The sequence below is a fragment of the Paenibacillus glucanolyticus NBRC 15330 genome (assembly GCF_004000885.1).
GTDB classification, from domain to species: Bacteria; Bacillota; Bacilli; order Paenibacillales; family Paenibacillaceae; genus Paenibacillus_AQ; species Paenibacillus_AQ glucanolyticus.
This window is the reverse complement of record NZ_BIMC01000025.1, coordinates 60,486-81,750: the sequence shown is the minus strand read 5'-3', so window position 1 is coordinate 81,750 and position 21,265 is coordinate 60,486. Positions and strand designations below refer to the sequence as shown.

Sequence of the window (21,265 nt, the reverse complement as noted above, 5' to 3'; positions counted from 1 at the left end):
AATAGCGGATCTGAGGTCAGATACAGCCCGGCCCGATCCTATCGTGTGTCCGATAGATCACCCAACTGCGAGCAAAAAGCAATAATAGCGGATCTGAGGTCGGATACAGCCCGATACCGCCCGACACGGTACGGTCCGACACGGCCCGCCCGGCCCTACCGTAACGCTGCGTCCGGTGCAACATGAGAGGTTCTCCCCACAGACATCTATCCGACTCGCACACATAGACATCTCCCAGCCCAGCATCCCGCCAATACACAACAAAAGCCGAGCCTGTCATCCAGGCCCGGCTTCTCATTATTCGAATGACCAGCAGTTCAGACTCAAACTGCCATATTGGTAAGATTGAAACAATCGCTTCGCCTTGCGGCCATTATCCGCAGCCCCCATCGCATAGAACAGAGGAACAAAATGCTCCCGTCCATAGGAGGGTACAGCGTCGCTCGCGTGAGGCGCTTTTTTGTCGTACGCAAACAGATTGTGCAGATTCCATTCTGACAGCTGCTCTGCGATCCATTCATCGAACGCAGCCGCCCATGCATCCGGCTCATCACTCTTGTGCACCATCCGCAGATTATGCACCAAACCGCCGCTGCCGATAATCAGTATGCCTTCCTCCCGCAGATCGGACAGCATCGTCCCGATGGAATATTGTTCGCGTGGCGAGCGCTTGGAGTCCACGGACAAGGCCACCACAGGAATATTCGCATCGGGATACATTTTGCGCAGAATGACCCATATGCCATGGTCCAGTCCACGGCCGGTTACGGCTTTGGCATGCAAATTGTTTGCCGAAAACCGTTCACGGATTTGAGCCGCCAGCTCCACGCTTCCTTTAGCAGGATACGTGATCTGGTACATCTCCTCCGGAAATCCATAAAAATCATGCATCGTGCCATGCTCGGCGTCTTCAGTCAGCCGTTGATCCGGATCATCCCAATGAGCAGAAAATACCGCTATGCCTCTAGGTGTAGGCAGCTCCCGTCCCAATTGCTCCAGGAAGCGGGTGTACTCGTTGTCCTCCAGGGCCATCATCGGCGAACCGTGGGCAATAAATAAAGCAGGTAACGTCATCGATGCCACCTCCAGCTTCAAAATCAAGGGACAACTCTATTGTAACGTTAAACCGCCCAATATGCCAAATAACTCCCTTAAATACTCCAGTTCTGCCATTCTTGCTGAATATGCTCCTGTTCGTTCAGCCAATCCCGTGTCCGCTGAAGGAGCAGCTCCCGCTGTGGTCCAGCAGAGTAGGTGTGATCCGCCTGGAACACGATTTCCTTATCGCAGCGCCCTTCCGGACGCATCCAGAACACCTTCTGATACAGGAAAGCATAATCCACCGGGATGACTTCGTCCGAGGTACCGTGTACCACCAGCACATTGCCCGTAAACTTGATCGCTTCCTGGAATGGCTGGCCTTGAGCCAAGGAATCGAAAAATACCGGTGTAAACGAGTATCCCAAATAATCAGCGGAACCTGTCTTAACGGAGGTATCATAGACGTCGCGCCCGGTGATTTTGACGATGTCATTGAATGGATAACCTACAGCCGACCACAGAATCAAATTCTTCACCCTCCGGTCCCGAACGGCGGTTTGCAAGGCCACCGCGCCGCCCAAGCTGTGTCCGATAAGCGTGATGCGCGTAGGATCGACATCGGCACAGCTGAGGCCATAATCCAGGACGGAACGCGTCTGGGCAATCATCGAATCGAGGCCCTCGCTGCCATAATTCCCAGAGCTTTCACCGCATCCGATATAATCAAACCGGATCACCATATATCCATCCTCGGCAAACTCGCGTGCCGTCTTGACAAACAACCGATCCACGCCGATCCGGCTTCCGACAAAGCCATGGCAGATAACGACGAGCGGAACCCGCTGGCATCTGCCACCTTCTGCCGTTTCTTTTAACGGATAATGTATCGTAGCTGTAAGCTCCTCTTGATTATGACGAATTGTAATTTGCCGCTCCATGCCGACTCCTCCTTGCGATAACGCGCCTTTATCATTAATATTAATAATTCCGATAAGATTAATATGAATTAATTAAACTTATCTTAGCATCGTGATCAGGGATTTGTCAACGCAATGGGAACGAGGCCGTTTACATCTATTGGATATGGAGCTTTAGCTCAGACACATGGATTCAGCGATTCCGTTACCTGCTTGACTAAAGCCTACGCAAGAAGACGTAAATCCGCACTACTCATAGCTCTGACGAAACATGGCATGCGTCTCCTCACGTCCGCTCCAACCATTCATCCAGGTTTCCTCGCTCGGTTCATTCCCCCATAAGGTAGAAGCCGAAGAATCCTGCTCATCGCTGCCGGAAGTGTACCCATCTTCTGACTCGCCTACCGTCTCTTCGACCGAACTGCCGTCGACAACCCATTGCCCGTTAGCCGGGATAGATTCTCCCCCGCTTAATTCATCATCATATAAGTTAGCGCTCATCTGTGATTTCCTCCTTCTTGTCCCTGCACCTGCAGGGAGTCGTCTATAGATTCAGAATGCTTATTATTGTGAAATAGGAGGCACGGAATTATACCCGCTTCATGAATACGACATGGATTGTTCATGCTACCTTGCATTGCAAGCATGCTGCTGATATGATATATTGCATAACAAGGTAGTTGGCAGATAGCACTCCTTATGCAGGGTGCATAGGGTTTTGAGGTCTTTCACATTCAGAATAATAATCTTGGTGCGACCCAGTGCCTTGCATAACAATATACCTAAAGGAGGATCATCGGATTCATGACCACCCACAGTCAAATGCTCAAAGGCATTCTCGAAGGCTGCATTCTCTCGCTTATGGAGCATCGGGAGGTGTATGGATATGAGCTTGGTACATTACTTGAAGACAGCGGGCTTACGTTTGTAAGTGAAGGCAGCATCTATCCTTTGCTCCTTCGCATGCAGAAAGAACAGCTTATTGAAGGAACCATCCGACCTGCGCCCGGAGCCGGCGGGCCACCCCGCAAATATTACAATCTCACCGACAAAGGCCGAAACATTCTTAAGCAATTCAAGGAACATTGGGGAACGCTTAAAGATAGCGTGGACCATATTCTAGCCCGTGGAGGACAATAATGATGAATACCAAACAGATGATCAAGGAAAACAACAGGCTCCAGGATGCCATGAAACCAGACAATCTGAGTTATTATCAGGACATGGTTGTATATATTCGCAGCAGTTCCGTACAGGAATCAAAAGGCGAGGAATTGCTGCTTGAGATCGCCCAGCATCTGCTGGATGCCCAGGCCAAAGGCAAAACAGCCGAGGAGGTATTCGGCAGCGATCCCGAATCCTACTGCAAGGAACTGGTCGAGCAGCTGCCCAAAATGAAAGGCTTAAACCGTCTGCAATACCATCTCATGATTCCGTGGATCGCCTTAACGTGGTTTTTCTTCGTTCAGGCCCTGGTCGGATTTATAACAACGTGGACAGGCGGACCGGTAGAACGCATGACGCAGGTGCGAATTTCTACCCTGGTGCTGATTGCCGGGGGCTCTTACGTGTTAATCCACGCATTGATGAGATGGATGAAGAATGATACCTTTCAGCCCGATGAAGCTCGGCGCAAGATCAACGTGCGCAGCATGGGGATTTATATGGCCATCACGGTGTTGATTCTTATAGCTGGCGTGTGGCTGGGACGGCTGCTGCCGGTACTCACGATTGCGCCATGGATCAGTCTCGTGCTGTTCCTGGTCGGGATCGCAGGGACAAAATTTCTTTTTTCGAGCAAATGATACAAACTCGTCATGAATTCGATACGGAAGCATAACAAAATCTTTAATATTTTTTAGTACATTGTAAACTACGGCTCTGAAGAAGATGATAGGATAAGGGTAATGTGTGGTAAGGGAGGAATATATATGTCAAAATCCAAAAAATCCGCGATTGCTGCCATCCTTGCACTTATTCTGTCCATCCAGACCGGTGTCATCGCAAGCGCAGCACCCGCTTCTGAACCTCTAGCTGATTCCAGCGCAGCTTCAAGTAAACCCACGGCCTTCGGCAATGCGGTGTACAACAAAGCCAATAAACTGCTGAAGGATTCAGACGTGGCTTACGCCAAGTCTTATATCACCAAGCATATCGGAAGTGTGACCAAGTATCAGGCCACCATGCTGGTTCTCAAGCTGGAGAACGCAATGAACGATGCGCTCCCTGCAAAAACCGATAAAGTCTATACAATCGGCATTCAGGATAAGCTGATGAATCTCTACAAGTACGGGGAGCCGATTAACACCACCATCAGCAAAACCAAAGACGAAACGCTGCGGAAGGTGCTGATCAACCTGCGCGACAGCGGCTACCGACTGTACACAACCGAAGGCGTGATATTCCCGATTATAGATTATAAAACGCTGGAGCCTTACAAACCCTACATCAACAAGGATGTTCAGGCATACATCGATATTATGGTCGTAGAATCCGAGAAGCCTGCAGTCAGTGATGCGGCATTGGTTATCTCTTGGTCCGAAGTGATCGACCGGGGACTTTCACTGGAAGCCTTTCTCACGGCTTATCCCAAATCCAACCGGGCTGCTGACATGAAGCTGAAGCTTCGGTTTACCGAACTAAGCCTGTTTTATGGATATAACAATACACCGCTTATTAGATACGAAGACAACCTCCTGGATCCGGAAGTGCGGCAAGCCTTCGATAAAGCCCTGAAGAACAGTGACGCGGTATCCAAAAGCGCCCTTCTCAAAAAACTGAAAGCCTGGTCCGATGTGCTTGAGAGCAACAAGGACAAGCTGACACAGGAAGTGGAACATTACCGTGCCAAGGCGGTTCCGGTCGTTGATTAGGAACAGTTGAAGGTGAACATGCAATGCGGTGCCCTGTATTCACCAGGGCAAGCATTCTATTAAATGTTAACTATATAAAAAAAGCCGGACTCCCGATGGTAACAGGGGTTCCGGCCTTTTTTATCACACCTGGGCGCTGCCTGATTCTGAAGTTTAAATCAGCAGATTAAACAGGTTCATGTTCTTGTTCAGCTCTGTATAATCCAATCCCTTGCGCTGCATTCGCTCAACTAGCGGACCGTAATCCTCCGGTCTCAGGAGCTCGATGCCCACGAGGGCTGGCCCATCTTCCTTGTTGTGCTTCTTCGTGTATTCGAAGCGCGCGATATCGTCATCCGGACCAAGCACTTCCTCCAGAAACTCGCGAAGCGCCCCTGCACGCTGCGGGAAGTTAATCATGAAGTAATGCTTCAATCCTTCGTATATCAGGGAACGCTCCTTGATTTCCTGCATCCGGTCAATATCGTTATTGCCCCCGCTGATGATGCATACCACCGTTTTTCCCTTAATGCGGTCCCGGTTCATATCCAGCGCAGCAACGGCCAGCGAGCCCGCAGGCTCAACAACAATGGCATTCTCGTTATACAGCTCAAGGATGGTAGTGCAGGCTTTTCCTTCCGGCACAGTCACAATGTCATCAACCAGCTCGTTGCAGATATCGTAGGTCAGCTGCCCGACACGCTTCACCGCAGCGCCATCCACAAACTTGTCGATCTCGTTCATGGTGACGACCTCGCCCTGCTTCTTGGACTCGATCATGGATGCTGCGCCGAGCGGTTCAACGCCAATGACTTGCGTCGTTGGGCTTACGGTTTTGACATAAGTTGCAACCCCTGCAGCAAGACCGCCGCCGCCAATCGTTACAAACATATAATCCGCTGGCGTATCCAGCTCCTCCATAACCTCCATGCCGATGGTACCGTTGCCCGCGATAATCTTCGCTTCGTCAAACGGATGGATGAAGGTCATGCCGAATTCATCGCAAGCCTTGATCGCTTCGGCATAAGCATCGTCGAAGGTATCGCCTGTCAGGATGACCTCCACGCTGCCCCCGCCAAAACGCTTCACCTGTTTCACCTTCTGATTCGGGGTCGTGCTTGGCATATAAATTTTGCCTTTAATATTCAGCGCATTACAGGAGAAAGCCACCCCTTGCGCATGGTTTCCAGCACTCGCACACACGATGCCCTCGCTTCGTTCCTCTTCGGTCAAGCTGCGAATCATGTTGTAAGCGCCTCGGATCTTGAAGGATCGAACCACCTGCAAGTCTTCGCGCTTCAAGTACACGTCGCAGTCATATTTGGCTGACAGCACAGCATCCCGCTGCAGCGGTGTCCGCACGATCACTTCGCGAAGCACGTGGTGTGCGCGTACGATGTCCTCCATGCTGACTGTTCGTTTTGTTGTATACGTCTCTTCCATTCTCTAAGATCACACTCCCACTTCGCTGCCAGGTTTGCGCATATCCCTCCGCTACCCTTCGTTACGTATTTCTATCATTGTATCACTTTTCATGAAAATATCCCGCCCTTTTCTGACATGCTTTCGGAAAAAAGGGCATTTTCACAACAAGTATAACCCGGTGTACAGCCGATACCCTGGATATGTCCATGAAGGATCGGACTTCCCTTTCAAGAGGTTGACTTCTTCCTGACACTTTACTACTATAAAGTATGAAAGTTGACCTAAATTTTGGGAGGGGTTTTAAATGAAGAAGAAAGTATTGTTTGGGTTATTGGCGGGTACGCTCACGCTGGGGATCGGTACAGGCGCTATGGCGTCGTCAGCTTTGGAGCCAATCAAAGCCTATTTGAACAGCAAGATTTCCCTGAAGTTAAACGGTACGGTGGTAACGCCGAAAGACGCAAACGGCAAAACCGTGCTGCCGATCACCTACAACGGCACGACGTACTTGCCTGTGCGAGCTGTAGGCGATCTGATGGATATCGACATTCGTTATGATAGCGCAACTTCTTCAGTACTGATTGGCGGCAATCAGGGATCCCCATCCGAAACCTCCAGTCCGTTATCATTAAGCTCGCTCGGAGCCTCCGTATTGGGGACATCGGCCTGGCACACCAAGGATTCCAGCGATACGGTCTACAAAGGCAAGGATTATAAAGACGTTTATTTACACACCGATTCGGCCAAACAAGGCAACAGCTTCCAGATCATGACGGGTAAAAAATATGCCAAACTGCATCTCGAGCTGGCCGTGACTGGCGGTGCGCAAGAAATCGTAATTATGGACCACAACAACTCAACGCTCAAGAAGGTGTCCCTGGCTGCTGAAGATGGCCTGGTCGGCGTAGACGTCGATGTATCGGCTGCCGATTTTATTTTTGTGGAGATCGTTGATGAAGGTCCGGGCACTTCCCTGTTTGTTCCTCTGACCAGTTCCTATTTGACAAAATAAATCCTTGCGATGATTCGTGCGGGCGGAAGGCCGTGCGGAAGGCCATGATATTGAAAGCCGGGGGCTAATGCCCCCGGCTTTCGCGTGTCTATCTGTATGATCTATATTAATTCTGACATGCTTCATACCTGTTCGGGGGAGACCACCTGCTTGTTAGTCCATCGGAATCACGATCACGTTCCCCGTCTGCGTGGTGATTGTAATCTGACGCTGCAAGATCTCGACGCCCAGCTTTTCTTTCACGTCTTCCATGGAAGGCTCCTCAATGGCGGGGGGAGTGCTGGGACCACCCGGATCACCATATACGGCAGAAATCAGCCAGTGCGTCCCGGGGTCCATCGCCGCCCTTAACGTAGGAATGACGGTCCGGGGATGCAAAAGATTTGTATTCGACTGCGGATAGATGAACTCTGCCGTATCGTAACCGAGCATGCCATAGATGGCGCTGGTGCCGAAAGTGCCGGAAGCCGAAGCTGCTCCATCTCCCGCCCGGGAGCTGCTCAGAGATCCTAAACCTAACGCGAATCCGCCTTCCGCAGCATCCAGTGTCCTGCCCGTGCTGATCCGGTGAATACGGATATGCCAGGGCAGGCCTGCAGCAATCCACGTCTGAACCTCCACGTCTCTCCACGGCTTCCACTTCGCATATAATACATGCTCCTGTATCCGCGTCTCCTTGCACAAGCGTTTCACCCTGAACAGATGATCACCCTCGCTAAGGGCCAGCATGGAATCAAAAGCCCCCTGGGATAGTCCCCATTCGGCTCTTGGCACACTGAATGCAAAGGCGGTAGAGTAAACAAACTTCTCATATTTGGCGGATGTATGTGTATGCTCGTTCGTAGAGGGATGACCCGTATTAAAAGCTGCCACATGACCAGCCTTCTCCTCACGGCAAATGACCAGATGTGCCGGCTCCTGCACCGAAATGCTTCCTGTCCTTGTTCCTGTCCCTATCCCCGTCTCGGTCTCCGTCATCTCCAGCTCCTCGGCCAACCAGAAAGGATGCTCCTCCGGCAAGGCCAGAATTAGAAACGTCTTCAATGACCAATACACGGAGCCTGGCGAATTATAATTCTCGGACATGATCTGATTCGGGTAGGCATAACCCACCGTTAATACACCGTCCCGGTCAAAAATAGGCTGCTGAAACCACCATCTGAGATTTCGCAGGACAAGCCCCTTCAGCGCTCCCGGACTCAGCCCTTCCAGTCCGGCATAGGCAGCAGCCGACCAGAAGGCCGACTGGGCGAATCGGTAAGTCAGGCTGCGTCCGTATGGAATAGCCGCCCCATCGGGGGTAAACCAGTGGACAAAATCACGGGCAAACACCGCCGCCCGCTCCCGATAACTCTGGGCACGTTCAGAATCCTCATCCCCCATCAGCTCTGCATATACAAGGCCGTAGAAATGAAAGGCATACGGCACGTAGTAATCGCAGTGTCCGCCAACTCCATCGCTGTACCAGCCAGCACCCAGATAGAAATCTTCAATCCGTTGAAGGTTTTTCTCCAACAGAACTGCATCGTAAGGCAGTCCAGCCTTATGGAAGCCGACATTCACCAGCACATGGAAAAACAGCCAATTGCAATCATGACAAGGATGATGGTTAATCTGATCCAGCCACTGGTAGAGATTCGACTTCTCCGTATCGTTCAGCGGCTGCCAAATCCGGTCCGGAACCAGGGCAAAGGCTAATCCGAATACCGCCATCTCCACCAGACGCTGATCATAGTCGTTCACCTTCCCCCAATACTCCGCATGTCCCGGATCGGTTCCCGAACGTATCCCTTGAAGACAGAGCTCCCACAGTTCTTCGTGTGAGCCGCCCGCGATGACCGGAACGAGCCCCCACAGTATCCGCGAGAAGCCTTCCATCTCAGCGATATTGGCGTAGGCATCCTTACTTGAGCTGCCAAGGATTAATCTGGAATGCCCCGCACTGTAACACCCTTTCAAAGGCTCCAATAGCTGCGAGAGCGCCTCCTGCACATCCAGTCTTGTCTTCAGCGGATTCAGGGAAACCGGATGTGTAAAACCACCCCCGGGATTTCCAACAGCCTCTATGCTCATATTAAATTCTCACTCCATTTCCGGTCCAGGCCCTCTATCTGAAACGTATGCTTCTCCTATCTCATCTTCTCGATCTCCATTATTCCCAATAAAAGGTGCCCTTTTCACGCAACCGCGCGAGACCTTCCACAAAGAAGAAGTCACCATAAATGAGAGGCACGTCGACATTCTGACCTTGCGGGTAGTGGCTTGTGCCGTGCAGAATCAAGCCCTCCTCTTCATCGTTGTCCCAAGTGCCGTAATCCCGGTACAGCGATTCCAGAATCCGGATCGCAGGCTTCCGGTATAAGGCAGCTTGCCCCTGATCTACCTTGTCGGCCAGAAGCAGCAGTCCGCTTGCCGCACAGGCACCGGCGGAAGAATCCCGGTATATGCGTGCCTCGTCCGGTGCCCGGAAATCCCAGAACGGCACATAATCTTCCGGCAGGTTCGCAAGAAAGAAATGCGCGACCGTTTTAGCTGTATCGAGGTAAACCTGCTTACCAGTATGATGGTAGGCAAGCGTCAAGCCGTAAATCGCCCATGCCGTCCCTCTGGACCAGGCAGATTCCGGCGCATAGCCCTGACCTCCGATGCCTTCGATGCGCTCACCGGATACCGGATCGTAACGAATGATATGATACACGGACCCGTCAGGACGGACAAAATCCCTGACTACCGTATCCATATGTGCTTCGGCAATATGACGATAGCGCGGATCGCCGCTGATCTCGGATGCCTGGAACAGCAGCGCGGTATTCATGGAGCAGTCGATAATGGCAAGACCTGCATTGTCCTCTCCTTCCGACCACGGATTCCAGGCCCGAATATACCGACCGTTCAAGTTGAAGCGTGCAGCCAGGTAGTTGGCTGCCTTCAGCGCCCGAATCTTCGACTCTTCATTGCCGGTAAGCTTGTAAGAGGCCATGCTGGTCAGCATCCACATAAAGCCAAGATCGTGATCCAGACGCACATACTCGTTCAGCACAGCGTCCAGACAGAGCTCGCATTCCTCGGCTAAACTTCGTAATGCCGCATCGCCGCTGTCATTGTACAGAAGCCACAGCATCCCCGGCCAGAAGCCGGCCGTCCACCAATGCGGCGCCTCCAGTTGATAAACCCCGTTCTGGCTGGCATGCGGAAAGCCCGCCCCGATCCGCACTGCATTTCGCTGCGTTTTTACAAGCGCCTTCTCCCAGGCCTCCGTCAACCAATCTAATGCCGTTTCTGTTCCCATGCCTCTTCACTCCTCGATTCATATGAATTGAAATCCAAGCCCTATATTCACGCACAAGCCCGGGTCCTTCACGTTAAAATCAATCGCATACCAAGCCGCATCCTTGCCATCATGATCACAGAACGTATAAGCTTTCAGCTCAGGCTCCATCAGCTCGGGATCGTAATGGATCGCCAGACCCGGTCTGTCGTCCATGGAAAGATCCGGCTCCCGGGTACATTCCGAATCTTGAACGGCTGTCCGCTTCCAGGTTCGTTCATCTGCTGCCAGCTCTTCCGCAGCCTCTTCTTTCCTCTGAACCTGTTCCTGCTCCTTAATCTCCCCCTGCTCATCAGCACCCGCTGCCCGCAGCACAACCATCCAGCAGTCATCCAGCTGCTTCAGTTCAGGCTGTACCCTTGTCACAATTCGCTCCACCAGGCTGCCCGGCGGCGAATGAAAATTAAAACGGTCACGCAGCGTTAATACCGGTCTCTCCCCCTGCTTGTTCCACTCCAAGGACCTGACGAATTCCCGAAGCACCGGAGCGCGGTAGGCCGAGGTCAGCTCCAGCGTGAGTTCATCCCTCTCTTCCCCGGTGGCAGCTTCCAATACAACTGCTTCGCTGTCCGCGCCCTCGCGCTGGCCATGCCCATCAATAATTGGCACGGAATGGCCCTGTGAGCCGTTGCAATCATAACTGTATCGTCCATCGCCGAAATAATCCGCCGTGTACTCGCCGCAGCCGAGATCCGAGCACCACACCTCTCCCGCACCATACAGAATAAAATGACCAAGATCATTATGGTTGTGAGGCTCGTTATTCCTGCCGCCCTTGGCCGCAAATGCATAGAGCTCCTCTCCATCCGAGACTCTGGAGATCAGCCACCGGGCATCCGGCAAGTAATAGCTTGCCTCCCCCCATTCGCTTCCCGGCTTCCCGGGGTCCCTCCAGATCAGATTGCGCAGAGCCGGAGCCCAGCGGCTGCAATGATCGTCACCGTACGCGGACCGAAGGGAAGGAGGCGGTGTCTCGAAGTCTTCATATAATCCAGCCAAATAATGAGACAAGCCGATATGTACCGCGCTTTCCGGCTGCGAGTCGGAGAAGTTGACAACCGCCCTCCCGCCCAAAAAAGACCGTTGTTGGAACAAGGCGATACGGCTCACCTTCTCATCACGGAACCAATCCATTGCACCTTGGCTGCGCTTAAGCAGCAAATCGGCATAATACACAAAATAACCGAACCCATAGTTCCAGTATCCCAGCCCCTCCAGACAAGCTCCATCAGCACCAAAGCCTTGCAGATAATAAGCCATGCAGCGCTCCGTCTTCAACAAAATCTCCTCCAGCTTACCCGTATCTTCCATCATCAGGAGGGCAGCAGAGCCGATGGAGCCCGCACAGACGGCAGACCAATTGTGCGTTGCGGTCTCCCATCCAAACTCATCGCTGAGAAATGGGGTGAACAGGCGCCTTGCAACCTCGTCCTCCATCCGCGAGATCAGCAGCGGCGGCAAGCGATCCTGCAGCAGCAAGCGGATTTCGCTGAGGGTAAACCCTGTCTCTGCACTAAACAGATCGATCGTGCTTCGGATGTTGGCGGACGACTCACCGTTCAGATGGGCCGGCAAACACCAGGTATACTCATCGCAGATTGTCCAGATCATCTCCTGAAGTGCCAGCAGATACTCCTCCTTGCCTGGCTCAAGCAGGGTCAGAAGAGCCCACGTATTCAGCCGCCGTCTTCGCTCGAAATAGACCTTCTCGTATTCCAGTCTCGTTCCCTGCCGGGCAAACCGCACAAATAAATCATAGGTCAGCTGCGGGATCGGTTCCGCCAGCAGCCGTTCCCCTTCCCGCCGAATCTGGGCAATGTCCTCCTCGTAAGCCCCGCTGCTCTGGATATCTTCCCAGAATGACCTCTGGTCTCCATTCGGATAATAAAATCGTAGATCAACCGAAGCCCAGCGGGTCACGGCCGATTTCAGCTCCTGCTCCCTGCTCATCAGATAAGCCCCCATTGCTCTTTTCTTGTTAAACATTGGCTTCGCGTAAGATGTTAATCTGATTGCTTGTCTAAGCCATCAACCACTCCGGTACTCTATGGGCGTTACGCCCGCATACGCCTTAAATATTTTGCTGAAATAACTTACATTGTCATAGGCCAGGCTTTCGCAGATCTCCCCAACCGTGCGGTCCGTCTGTCTCAACTGATCCTTGGCGCGCTCCATCTTCATCCGGGTTACGTATTCGATAAAGGTAATGCCGGTTTCTTTCTTGAACAAACGGCTGAAATAACTCGGGTTCAGATGCAGGCTGCCCGCTACCTCATCCAGCGTGATCCTCCGGTCCAGCCGGAGGGACACATATTTGCAGGCATCCGCTACCTCTGATCTTCGGCTGCCTCCAAATCCTCCGCCCAGAGCCTGTGCCGTGGATTCCAAATGCGCGTATAACCACGACCGCAGCTCGTTCAAGGAATCCATGTCCATAATCTCCTTATGCAGCGCATCTGCCGTATAAGCGGGGGAAAGCGATTGCAGAAGATGAAGCCGCAGCTTCATATCCAGCAGGAGCTTCAAGACCCAGTCCTTCACCAATTCCGGCGCATACCGCTTTTCTTGAATCCAGGCAATCCATCGATCCGCCGTATCGCGGACTGCATCGAACGCATCCTTGCTAAGCAGTGATTCCCGCAGCTCCGAGCTGGCCTGTTCATAATGGACGAAGGGATCGGATGCTCGGCCAAGTCCCGGCTTTTCCCGGCTTCCCAGGGACTTGGATACCTCCCCCGGTTCCAGATAAAATCGCTGATGCTCGCAAGCCAGCAGTTCGTTCAGCCCAAGCTTTAGCCCCTCCGGACTTGCGCATCCGCCACCAACCAGAAACGACATTCGAATTCGAAGCACGCTCGTAAGTGTGGCCCGGACTCCTTGAAGGCATGCGGCGACTTCATCATATATGTTGTTTTTCAATCCGGGAGCATAGGAGAACAAGAGCAATGAAGTCTTTGCATCGTATCCGACATGCACCGCATCCGGATTCAGGTCGTCCAGCACCTCGCGCAGCACGTTGGAGAGAGCAAAATGCAGCGTCTGGTTGGAAGCGAAGCGATGCTTGATATCCCGTGCGTCCTCCAGGTATCCGATAACGGGAAGACAATGATGGCCAGGCCGCAGCACGCCGTACTCCGACAGCTCATGCTGCCATTTTTCCGGAGACAGCAGGGGCTGGTGAATGAAATTTTTAAAACTCTGCTCCTTTCGCAGCTCCCGGGATTCGTCCACAAGATGAATCATGCGAGAACGCTCCCAGCCCTTCTGGACCTCCTCGTCCATCGCCTGCTTGAATCTTCTCAGCAGCTGTGCCAGCTCCTCGGGGTCCAGCGTGTCCTTAAGCAGATAATCCTGCACGTTCAGGCGCATAGCCTGCTGGGCATATTGGAACTCATTATGACAAGAGAGAATGGCAATTCGGACATCGGCCTTGACCTCTTTTATGCGTGCAGACAGCTCAAGTCCGTTCATCTTGGGCATACCGATATCGGTGATCAGAATGTCCGGGGGTTGAGTCCTGGCATGCTCCCAGGCACTCATTCCATTCTCATAACTTCCCATCAGGTTCAGACCCAGCTCATTCCATGATATCGTCTCGGATAATAACTCGATGACCGGATAATCATCATCTACCAGCATCACGTTATACATCGGCATTCCCTCTTTCCGGTATATGCATTTCGATCACCGTTCCCTGACCCGGCTCGCTGTAGACATGGCACTGAAAAGCCTCGCCAAACACCATTCTCATCCGCTCCATCACATTTTGCAGACCTATCCGGGAGAAACTCCCGCTGCCTGCTTTATCTTGTATCGAGGCGTTTGCTGCTCCTTGTCTTATTTTCCGGATGATGGACTCCCTTGTCGCGGCCTCCATGCCGATCCCGTTATCCTTCACCTTCAATATAATATGCCTGCCCTCCATAACCGCTGTTATGGCAATCGTTCCCGCATGCTGATTAAAACCATGGATCAGCGCATTCTCCACAATCGGCTGCAGGAAGAAGCGCGGCACCTTAAACAGGAACGCTTCTGCGGCAATATCCAATTCCAGCAGGACGTCCTCCTTCTGCCTGAGATTCATCAGGGCTACGTAATGCGAGATCAGATCGATCTCCTCGTGAAGATAAATCTCATCCTCTTCCCGGCTGATTGTCATGCGCAGCAGCATCGATAAGGAGCCGATCATCTTGGCGCTGTCCGGGTCTCCCCGCTTCATAACCTTCATCCGGATGGAGTTGAGGACGTTGAACAGGAAATGGGGGTGAATCTGGGCCTGGAGCATCCTCAGCTCCGCCTTTCTTTTGCGGGTCTGGTTATCCGATATTTCGGCAATCATCAGCTTGAACCGGTCCAGCATGTCATCGAATAGATGCCCCAAACGGCCGATCTCATCATTGCCTTCGATGTTCGACCGCACCTCCAAATTGCCGCGCTGCACACTCGTCACCACCTTGCCGAGCCGAACAAGCGGCTTCGTGAAGGTCCGGACCAGTGCAATCAGCAGCAGCAAGAAGACCAGGAAAGAGCCCATCTGAAACAGAAACACCCTGCTGAAAATGGCATTGATGTTCACGATTGCCGATTTGTACGGCTGCATCATTACAAGCTGCCATCCGGCAGATGGAATGTCCTGCTGCACCATCAAATATTTCTCTCCGTCCATCGTAACGATGGAGTATGGCTCAGCCGTTCCGGTCTCGCTCAGGTAGGCAAATGGGGTGCCGATGCTGTCCGGATGCGTGCTTGACACTACGTTCCCCTGTCCATCAATCATCAGCACATCGCTGCCTTCGGACAGAGAGTTAAAGATCCTGCTGATTTGATCCTCGGTGAATGTCACGATAACATAACCGTAAACCTCCGAATCCAGAAGCCGAAGGGTGCGCACCACGGACAGCTGATTCGGATGATCGATCCGATCGGAACGGAACACCGTGGGCTCCGGCCCTGTCCACAGCGACTCCAGTCCCCGCAGCTGCTCGACCTGCCTGAACCAGGACTGCCGCCTGTAATCCAGCGGATTGTAATCGCTTACGGAATAATTCATATAATAAGCTCCGTTTGTCAGCAGCACGGTAACATAGCTGTGCTCGCCCACCACCGTCAAGCTGTCCAGAAGCTCCAGCACGCGATGCGATTCAACGAATCGGCGGTACGGGTCTTCATCCTCATTGCCGGAAGCCACCTGCTTGAAATAGGAATTCAAGGTGGAATTCACCTGGATGTAGTTGGCGATATTGAGCTTGCTCAGGAGCAGGTTCGTGACGGACCCGCGAACCAGCTGCAGCGCATCATTGGCATTGGATACTGCCTGCTGCCGCAGAGCTTCCTTCGTTAAGGAATTGTACAGAATCAAGCTGACAATTGCCGGAACGATAATGCACATGACGGACGCCAGAATCAGCTTATGACGAATGGAGCTGGGCACATATCTTTTGAGCCGTTCAAGCATATCCTTCACCTCAGCCCGGAGTGTCCTTACCTATACGCTTCGAGATACGATGGCAAAAAAGGGACGAAGGCTCGCCCCTTTTTTTCGTTTATTATACCAGATCATTTTTTGTTGGAATCGATAATTTTGTTCACACGCTCCTGGGTGCTCTTAAGGGTCTGATCTATATCCTGATTGCCGAGGATCAGCTTCTCATACTCCTCATTCACCGCCTCGTACACTTCGGCCTGATAGGAGGAAGGCGGAACGATGGCCGAGGCTTTCGAGATAACAAGTGTGTCGACAAGCGATTTTTTATCTACCTTTTCCGGACTTTTGGTGCCTGCCAGGATGGTGTCGATGATTCCCTCCACCTGCTCGCTCTTCACCTGCTGCCAGGCAGGAATGTTCTTGCCCTGTATGATCTGACCTTCCGTTGTGTACCAGCGGACAAACTTGTAAGCCTCTTCCTTGTGCTTCGATTTGGCAGCGACGGCCACATAGTCCGTAGAGACTGATGTCAGTCCGATCGGGTCACTCTCCTTGTTTTTGGGATACGGGGCGACAGCCACTTGGAAATCCAGCGGCACCTTGTCGGTTCCGCCGATCTCGGTATTCATCCAGCTTCCAATCGTGATCATGCTTGCCGACTGGTTAAAGAACTGTGTCCGGTAATTCAGCTTCTGAGAGATAATGTCGGTATAGGGAACAGAAGACTGATCCTCCTTCTCCATCTTCACTCTCAGCTCCAGCGTCTCCCGAAATGTAGGGTTATCCAGATTGGAAGACCCATCCGCCTTCAGGAAGTCGGCATCTTGCGGCTGGTTAGCCATCTTCAGCTTCAGGAATTCCATCCAGCCACCCCCTTGCGGGCCGTGAAAATATGTGCCATAGCGCTTGCTTGCCCCTTCGCCCTGAGCCAGCTGCTTCGCATAGTCCGCATAATCGTCCCAGGTCCAATCCGTCGGAACGGGAAGTCCCGCCTCCTCCAGGTGGTCCTTATTCAGCAGCACATACCAGGGGTTGAATTTTCCGGGAAGCGCATACACTTTTCCATCCAGATGGGTATCCACTTTATAGTCAGTCTCCACGGTGTAGCCGTCCTTGGCGATGTATTCGTCCAGCGGTTCGGCCATGCCAAGCGCAACCCGCTGGGCATACCCTGCCGGATCGCTGAACATGAGAATATCCATTTGCGCCGAGGACGCGGCTTCAAGGTCCATCTTCTTCATCGCTTCCTGGCTGTCTCCCTTCTCGCTTAGCTGAACCAGCTCAATGGTCACACCGGGTGTTGCATCCTCGTAAGCTTGAATCGTTTTGCTCCAATTGTAGGCTTCCTCCGTACCGTGCGTATACAGCCTCAGATTGACCGTCCCTCCACCCTCGGCGGCGCCTTCTCCTGCCGTACCGCTAGGTTCCTTCGTGCCTCCGCCGCAGCCGGACAGCAGACTGAATGCCATCGTCCCTGCAAGTATCCCTGCCCACCATTTCTTGTTCATCATCGTTATCGAGCCCTCCCCAATCATATCATTCTAATAGAAGCGCGATTCTCCGGGATGTCCTTGTGACTATCCCTTGACCCCGCCCAGTGCAATTCCTTCGATGACACTCTTCTGACCTATGATAAAAACAATCAGCAGCGGGAATATGGCCGACACGGCCGCCGCCATAATCAGCGAATAAAACTCACCGCTTAAAGACGTAAATTTCTGCATCGCCAGCGGAATCGTAAACAGCCGATCCGTTCGAAGAAAGATGAGCGGATTCTGATAGTCATTCCATGTCCAGATGAAGCGCAGAATCGCATAGGTAGCCACAGCGGGCTTTACCAGCGGCAGCGCAATGGACCAGAATATCCGCGGATGGCTCGCACCGTCGATTTTGGCGGATTCGATGAATTCCTGGTGCACCCCCATGAAGAATTGCCGCAGCATAAACGTCCCCAGCACGCTGAAACTCCCAAGCATAATGAGGCCGAGATGATTATCAAACAGCCCGATGTTGCGGTACAGGATAAACTGCGGGATCAGAATGGCCTGACCCGGGATCATGTAGGTCACAAGCACAATGATGAACAGCCAATTCCCGGCAGCAAACTGGATTTTGGAGAACCCATAGGCTGCCAGCGCGGATACCATTGCCGAGATGAGGGTTGTGAGCATGCTAACCTTGATCGAGTTCCAATAGTAGAGATAGAAGGGATAATCGCCAAACCATACCTCCCTGTAATTCTGGATCGCGTTCCATTCCCGCGGAATCCACTGAATCGGATACACGAACACATCTCTTTCCACCTTAAAGGATGTGACCAGCATCCATATGAACGGAAGGAGGAACAGCATACTCACAACGAACATCACGATGGTTACGAAGAGCTTGCGCCAGTCAACGCCAGCTTGTGTCTGCATATAACGCCCTCCTCCTAGTAGTTGACCCACTTCTTCTGAGCTGCCCACTGCCCCAGTGTAATCAGCATGACGAACCCGAACAGAACCGCGGCAATGGATGATGCATAACCTACCTTCAGGTTAACAAACGCCGTATCGTACAAATACCAGACCATCATAGTCGTAGAGCCGATCGGTCCGCCTTGTGTCATGACGGCGATGATGTCGAACACCTTGAATGTAGAGATAACCCCCGTGACCAGCAGAAAAAAAGATGTCGGTGACAGCAAGGGAAGCGTAATGCGCCTGAACTTGGTCCAGCCGTTCGCTCCATCGATATCCGCTGCTTCGTACAGATCCTTCGGTATAGACTGCAGGCCGGCAATATAGATGATCAGATTGAAGCCGATGGATATCCAAATCGATATCAGCATAATGGAGATCAGGGCAAAATTCGGATCTGCGATCCATTTGGGCGGATTGGAAATCCCGATTGTCCGGAGGATTTCGTTAATAGGCCCGTAGGACGGCTGGAACAGTACCTGCCATACGACAGCAACCGCAACGATGTTGGATATGTAGGGCATGAAGTAGGCTACTTTAAAGTATCCCTTCATATAGACAAACCGGTCGATCAATATAGCCAGCAGCATCGATATCATCATGTAGATCGGAACCGTCAGAAGAAAAATCAGGTTGTTCCGCACGGACTTGAGAAAGATGTCGTCCTCCAGCAAATGTCGGAAATTCTGAAACCCGACCCACTGGATTCCGTCCCAACCCTGCACAAAGTTCCAATCGGCGAATCCCAGCACGAGCGTAGCCAATATCGGAAACAGCACCAAAATGATAACGCCAAACAGCATCGGGCTTACAAATAAAATCCCCCATACATTCTCCCCCCGCCGCAAGGAGCCCCGGGGCTTGGGCCTGCCGGTTATCTGCGGACCAGGCTTCTTCACTGTCTCCATCGTCTGTGACATGTCTGACCACCTCGTTTATCTTGGATGGCTTAAGTATAAAAAAAATACCGTCAAGTCGTTGACGGTATTTTGATCATATTCACTTTCATTTTTACTTTCTATAGGTAAGAAATGTTTAGCACTTGCACATCATGGCATCGATGGGATTACTGGAACTTCTCCTTAAACCAGGAAGCTGCCATGCCAACCTCTGCACGGCTGAGCTGATGCCCTCCATTCTCCCAGTGCAGCTTGACATCCGCGCCTGCCTCGCTCAGGAGTGCATTCAGATCCTCGCTCTCCTGCGGAGTGCACATCGGATCGCGCCGGCCAGCCGCGATGAAGACTGGAACGCCAGTCAGATCAGGCAGGGCCTTATCCCGCAGCGGAACCATCGGATGGTGGAGTACAGCCCCTTGCAGCGCATCTCCTTCGTGAAACAGCAGGCTCGCGGCGATATTGGCCCCGTTCGAATAACCAACCGCTACGATGCGGCTGCGGTCAAAACCGTACTCGGCTGCTGCCCAGTTTAAAAACTCATTCAGATCCTGCGTACGCTTCACCAGATCCTCTACATCAAACACGCCTTCGGCCAGGCGTCGGAAAAACCTGGGCATGCCGTTCTCCAGCACGTTCCCGCGGACGCCGAGCACATTCGAAGCTGGCGAGATCATCTCGGCCAGCGGCAGCAAATCCTCCTCATTGCCTCCGGTACCGTGCAACAGTAGCAAGGTCGGTGCCTCGGAAGATGTTCCCTGGCGATAAATATGTGTATGTTCCATATGGATTCCGTCTCCTCTTCGTTCATTTAAAAAATCAAATCAGAAAACAGTCTGCAATTCCATCAAAGTCTGCCCTGATATCCTGCTTATATATCTTTAATTTGAGATTCTTTAAATACATCATACCATGGAATTCAAAAAATGCAACATCGGTTCTTTTGCATCCCGCCCGGTTTCTATGCGCATGAAAAGAGAGGAAGCCCCCAATATGGAAGTCTTCCTCTCTCATGTATATTCTCTATATGATTCCGTACGTGTTCCCCCGTAACATCACTCATTATATCAAAAGATGTTTATAATGTCAGTGTATGTTTTGGGATTTCTCACAATTTTTTTTCGATTTCATTAGGTATTATTCCAGATGACTGGATGTGAAACCATATATTTAGAAAAACTGTAATCGTTTGGTCAATGCGCCTCTCGGAACCGCAAAAGCCTGCGCCCGCTTGAAGTTCATCGGCGCTCCCCGTACAATCGTGAGAGCCTTATAATATTCGATGAACGGGAAGCCGTAGGTTTCCCCGCGTGCATAAGCATATACATTCATGGCTCTTACCCAAGTTTCATAGGCTTCTTCCGGAATATCGATAAATACCTCGGGATGAAAATCATACGGATCCTCCCAATTGTCCGCATAGTATAAATGCTGGGCATAATGGGATGGAAGCTCGCGCTCAATGGTCTTCAGCCCCGCATAGAATCGCGCATCCTCCACGATATAGTGTGTATTGGCATGATCCTTATGGATGCTCTCCTTCCAGTGGGTGATTATAATGTCCGGCTTCACTTCCCGTATGACATCGGCTACCTGATACTTCACTTCCTCGTCCAGTGGAAGCTCCGCATCCTTATAAGCAAGAAATCGGACATCCGCGCCAACCATTTCGGCGAATTGATGAGCTTCGTCAATCTTTTGCTTCGCGTAATCCTCCGGCGCCATCCGAGGATGCCCCTTCTCCCCCGGCGTTAAATGAAGAAACGTTGCTCGGTGCCCGGCCTGTGTGTATTTTGCTATGACCGCTCCTGCCGTAAGATCCATATCCCCCGCATGTCCGCCAATCGCCAAAATGTGATGCTGCATTGCTTCCGTCAATTTGATCTCTCCTTTGCAGAAAAAGTCGCAGA

19 protein-coding genes are annotated in these 21,265 nt (G+C 52.0%); 5 read left to right on the top strand and 14 right to left on the bottom strand.

Going from position 1 to position 21,265, the window contains the following annotated elements; all coding sequences use genetic code 11:
- Nucleotides 1-186, top strand: a 186-nt coding sequence (locus tag PGL02S_RS28570) for a hypothetical protein (RefSeq protein ID WP_218029255.1), incomplete at its 5' end; no start/stop codon positions are given.
- Between the two features lie 111 nt (nt 187-297).
- Here the strand turns inward: PGL02S_RS28570 and PGL02S_RS25025 are convergent.
- The 3 genes from PGL02S_RS25025 to PGL02S_RS25015 form a co-directional block, all read right to left on the bottom strand.
- Nucleotides 298-1,074, bottom strand: a complete 777-nt coding sequence (locus tag PGL02S_RS25025) for a DODA-type extradiol aromatic ring-opening family dioxygenase (protein WP_036640837.1) — start codon at nt 1,072-1,074, stop codon at nt 298-300.
- Nucleotides 1,075-1,151: 77 nt separating this feature from the next.
- Entirely contained in the window at nt 1,152-1,979 is an 828-nt protein-coding gene (locus PGL02S_RS25020; RefSeq protein WP_036640838.1) for an alpha/beta hydrolase, read from the bottom strand.
- A gap of 228 nt (nt 1,980-2,207) precedes the next feature.
- Nucleotides 2,208-2,459 carry a hypothetical protein gene (locus tag PGL02S_RS25015; protein ID WP_036640839.1) on the bottom strand — a complete coding sequence of 84 codons (252 nt, stop codon included), beginning with the start codon at nt 2,457-2,459 and terminating at the stop codon, nt 2,208-2,210.
- A 303-nt stretch (nt 2,460-2,762) separates the two neighbouring features.
- Between PGL02S_RS25015 and PGL02S_RS25010 the strand changes: the two genes are divergently transcribed.
- The 3 genes from PGL02S_RS25010 to PGL02S_RS25000 all read left to right on the top strand — a co-directional run bounded on the left by PGL02S_RS25010 (nt 2,763) and on the right by PGL02S_RS25000 (nt 4,831).
- Nucleotides 2,763-3,098, top strand: a complete 336-nt coding sequence (locus PGL02S_RS25010) for a PadR family transcriptional regulator (RefSeq protein WP_036640841.1) — start codon at nt 2,763-2,765, stop codon at nt 3,096-3,098.
- 2 nt (nt 3,099-3,100) lie between these two features.
- Nucleotides 3,101-3,763, top strand: a complete 663-nt coding sequence (locus PGL02S_RS25005; protein WP_036640928.1) for a DUF1129 family protein — start codon at nt 3,101-3,103, stop codon at nt 3,761-3,763.
- A 126-nt stretch (nt 3,764-3,889) separates the two neighbouring features.
- Nucleotides 3,890-4,831, top strand: coding sequence for a hypothetical protein (locus PGL02S_RS25000; RefSeq protein ID WP_036640842.1), 942 nt, complete (start codon nt 3,890-3,892; stop codon nt 4,829-4,831).
- 153 nt (nt 4,832-4,984) lie between these two features.
- Here PGL02S_RS25000 and ilvA read toward each other — a convergent pair whose 3' ends face one another.
- Nucleotides 4,985-6,253, bottom strand: coding sequence for a threonine ammonia-lyase IlvA (gene ilvA, locus PGL02S_RS24995; RefSeq protein ID WP_036640844.1), 1,269 nt, complete (start codon nt 6,251-6,253; stop codon nt 4,985-4,987).
- A 286-nt stretch (nt 6,254-6,539) separates the two neighbouring features.
- Here ilvA and PGL02S_RS24990 point away from each other — a divergent pair, with 286 nt between their 5' ends.
- Entirely contained in the window at nt 6,540-7,247 is a 708-nt protein-coding gene (locus PGL02S_RS24990; RefSeq protein ID WP_036640846.1) for a hypothetical protein, read from the top strand.
- Nucleotides 7,248-7,400: 153 nt separating this feature from the next.
- On the opposite strand, the gene PGL02S_RS24985 is transcribed toward PGL02S_RS24990, so the two are convergent.
- From PGL02S_RS24985 to PGL02S_RS24940, 10 genes are all read right to left on the bottom strand, one after another.
- Nucleotides 7,401-9,320, bottom strand: coding sequence for a DUF2264 domain-containing protein (locus tag PGL02S_RS24985; protein WP_036640848.1), 1,920 nt, complete (start codon nt 9,318-9,320; stop codon nt 7,401-7,403).
- 79 nt (nt 9,321-9,399) lie between these two features.
- Nucleotides 9,400-10,536 (bottom strand): YyaL domain-containing protein, encoded by a 1,137-nt coding sequence (locus PGL02S_RS24980; protein ID WP_036640849.1) that lies wholly within the window; start codon nt 10,534-10,536, stop codon nt 9,400-9,402.
- Between the two features lie 18 nt (nt 10,537-10,554).
- Complete coding sequence (locus PGL02S_RS24975) at nt 10,555-12,525, bottom strand: heparinase II/III family protein (protein ID WP_036640852.1); 1,971 nt, start codon at nt 12,523-12,525, stop codon at nt 10,555-10,557.
- 78 nt (nt 12,526-12,603) lie between these two features.
- Entirely contained in the window at nt 12,604-14,226 is a 1,623-nt protein-coding gene (locus tag PGL02S_RS24970; RefSeq protein ID WP_036640854.1) for a response regulator transcription factor, read from the bottom strand.
- Nucleotides 14,219-16,030, bottom strand: coding sequence for a sensor histidine kinase (locus tag PGL02S_RS24965; protein ID WP_036640856.1), 1,812 nt, complete (start codon nt 16,028-16,030; stop codon nt 14,219-14,221). Before PGL02S_RS24965 ends, PGL02S_RS24970 begins: the two co-directional genes overlap by 8 nt.
- 101 nt (nt 16,031-16,131) lie before the next feature.
- The gene (locus PGL02S_RS24960; protein WP_036640857.1) at nt 16,132-17,511 is read right to left on the bottom strand and encodes an ABC transporter substrate-binding protein; all 1,380 of its coding nucleotides are present in this window, start codon (nt 17,509-17,511) and stop codon (nt 16,132-16,134) included.
- 66 nt (nt 17,512-17,577) lie between these two features.
- On the bottom strand, nt 17,578-18,417 hold the full coding sequence (locus PGL02S_RS24955) for a carbohydrate ABC transporter permease (protein WP_006208304.1): 840 nt from the start codon (nt 18,415-18,417) through the stop codon (nt 17,578-17,580).
- A 14-nt stretch (nt 18,418-18,431) separates the two neighbouring features.
- Nucleotides 18,432-19,379 carry a carbohydrate ABC transporter permease gene (locus tag PGL02S_RS24950; RefSeq protein WP_036640859.1) on the bottom strand — a complete coding sequence of 316 codons (948 nt, stop codon included), beginning with the start codon at nt 19,377-19,379 and terminating at the stop codon, nt 18,432-18,434.
- Nucleotides 19,380-19,525: 146 nt separating this feature from the next.
- Complete coding sequence (locus PGL02S_RS24945; RefSeq protein ID WP_036640861.1) at nt 19,526-20,140, bottom strand: alpha/beta hydrolase; 615 nt, start codon at nt 20,138-20,140, stop codon at nt 19,526-19,528.
- 385 nt (nt 20,141-20,525) lie between these two features.
- The gene (locus PGL02S_RS24940; RefSeq protein ID WP_036640866.1) at nt 20,526-21,233 is read right to left on the bottom strand and encodes a PIG-L deacetylase family protein; all 708 of its coding nucleotides are present in this window, start codon (nt 21,231-21,233) and stop codon (nt 20,526-20,528) included.
- Nucleotides 21,234-21,265 lie beyond the last annotated feature (32 nt).

What these genes read in the sequence shown, in the direction of transcription:
- PGL02S_RS25025 (WP_036640837.1), bottom strand. Translation starts at nt 1,074, where the DNA reads ATGACGTTACCTGCTTTATTTATTGCCCACGGTTCGCCGATGATGGCC.
- PGL02S_RS25020 (WP_036640838.1), bottom strand. Translation starts at nt 1,979, where the DNA reads ATGGAGCGGCAAATTACAATTCGTCATAATCAAGAGGAGCTTACAGCT.
- PGL02S_RS25015 (WP_036640839.1), bottom strand. Translation starts at nt 2,459, where the DNA reads ATGAGCGCTAACTTATATGATGATGAATTAAGCGGGGGAGAATCTATC.
- PGL02S_RS25010 (WP_036640841.1), top strand. Translation starts at nt 2,763, where the DNA reads ATGACCACCCACAGTCAAATGCTCAAAGGCATTCTCGAAGGCTGCATT.
- PGL02S_RS25005 (WP_036640928.1), top strand. Translation starts at nt 3,101, where the DNA reads ATGAATACCAAACAGATGATCAAGGAAAACAACAGGCTCCAGGATGCC.
- PGL02S_RS25000 (WP_036640842.1), top strand. Translation starts at nt 3,890, where the DNA reads ATGTCAAAATCCAAAAAATCCGCGATTGCTGCCATCCTTGCACTTATT.
- ilvA (WP_036640844.1), bottom strand. Translation starts at nt 6,253, where the DNA reads ATGGAAGAGACGTATACAACAAAACGAACAGTCAGCATGGAGGACATC.
- PGL02S_RS24990 (WP_036640846.1), top strand. Translation starts at nt 6,540, where the DNA reads ATGAAGAAGAAAGTATTGTTTGGGTTATTGGCGGGTACGCTCACGCTG.
- PGL02S_RS24985 (WP_036640848.1), bottom strand. Translation starts at nt 9,320, where the DNA reads ATGAGCATAGAGGCTGTTGGAAATCCCGGGGGTGGTTTTACACATCCG.
- PGL02S_RS24980 (WP_036640849.1), bottom strand. Translation starts at nt 10,536, where the DNA reads ATGGGAACAGAAACGGCATTAGATTGGTTGACGGAGGCCTGGGAGAAG.
- PGL02S_RS24975 (WP_036640852.1), bottom strand. Translation starts at nt 12,525, where the DNA reads ATGAGCAGGGAGCAGGAGCTGAAATCGGCCGTGACCCGCTGGGCTTCG.
- PGL02S_RS24970 (WP_036640854.1), bottom strand. Translation starts at nt 14,226, where the DNA reads ATGTATAACGTGATGCTGGTAGATGATGATTATCCGGTCATCGAGTTA.
- PGL02S_RS24965 (WP_036640856.1), bottom strand. Translation starts at nt 16,030, where the DNA reads ATGCTTGAACGGCTCAAAAGATATGTGCCCAGCTCCATTCGTCATAAG.
- PGL02S_RS24960 (WP_036640857.1), bottom strand. Translation starts at nt 17,511, where the DNA reads ATGATGAACAAGAAATGGTGGGCAGGGATACTTGCAGGGACGATGGCA.
- PGL02S_RS24955 (WP_006208304.1), bottom strand. Translation starts at nt 18,417, where the DNA reads ATGCAGACACAAGCTGGCGTTGACTGGCGCAAGCTCTTCGTAACCATC.
- PGL02S_RS24950 (WP_036640859.1), bottom strand. Translation starts at nt 19,379, where the DNA reads ATGTCACAGACGATGGAGACAGTGAAGAAGCCTGGTCCGCAGATAACC.
- PGL02S_RS24945 (WP_036640861.1), bottom strand. Translation starts at nt 20,140, where the DNA reads ATGGAACATACACATATTTATCGCCAGGGAACATCTTCCGAGGCACCG.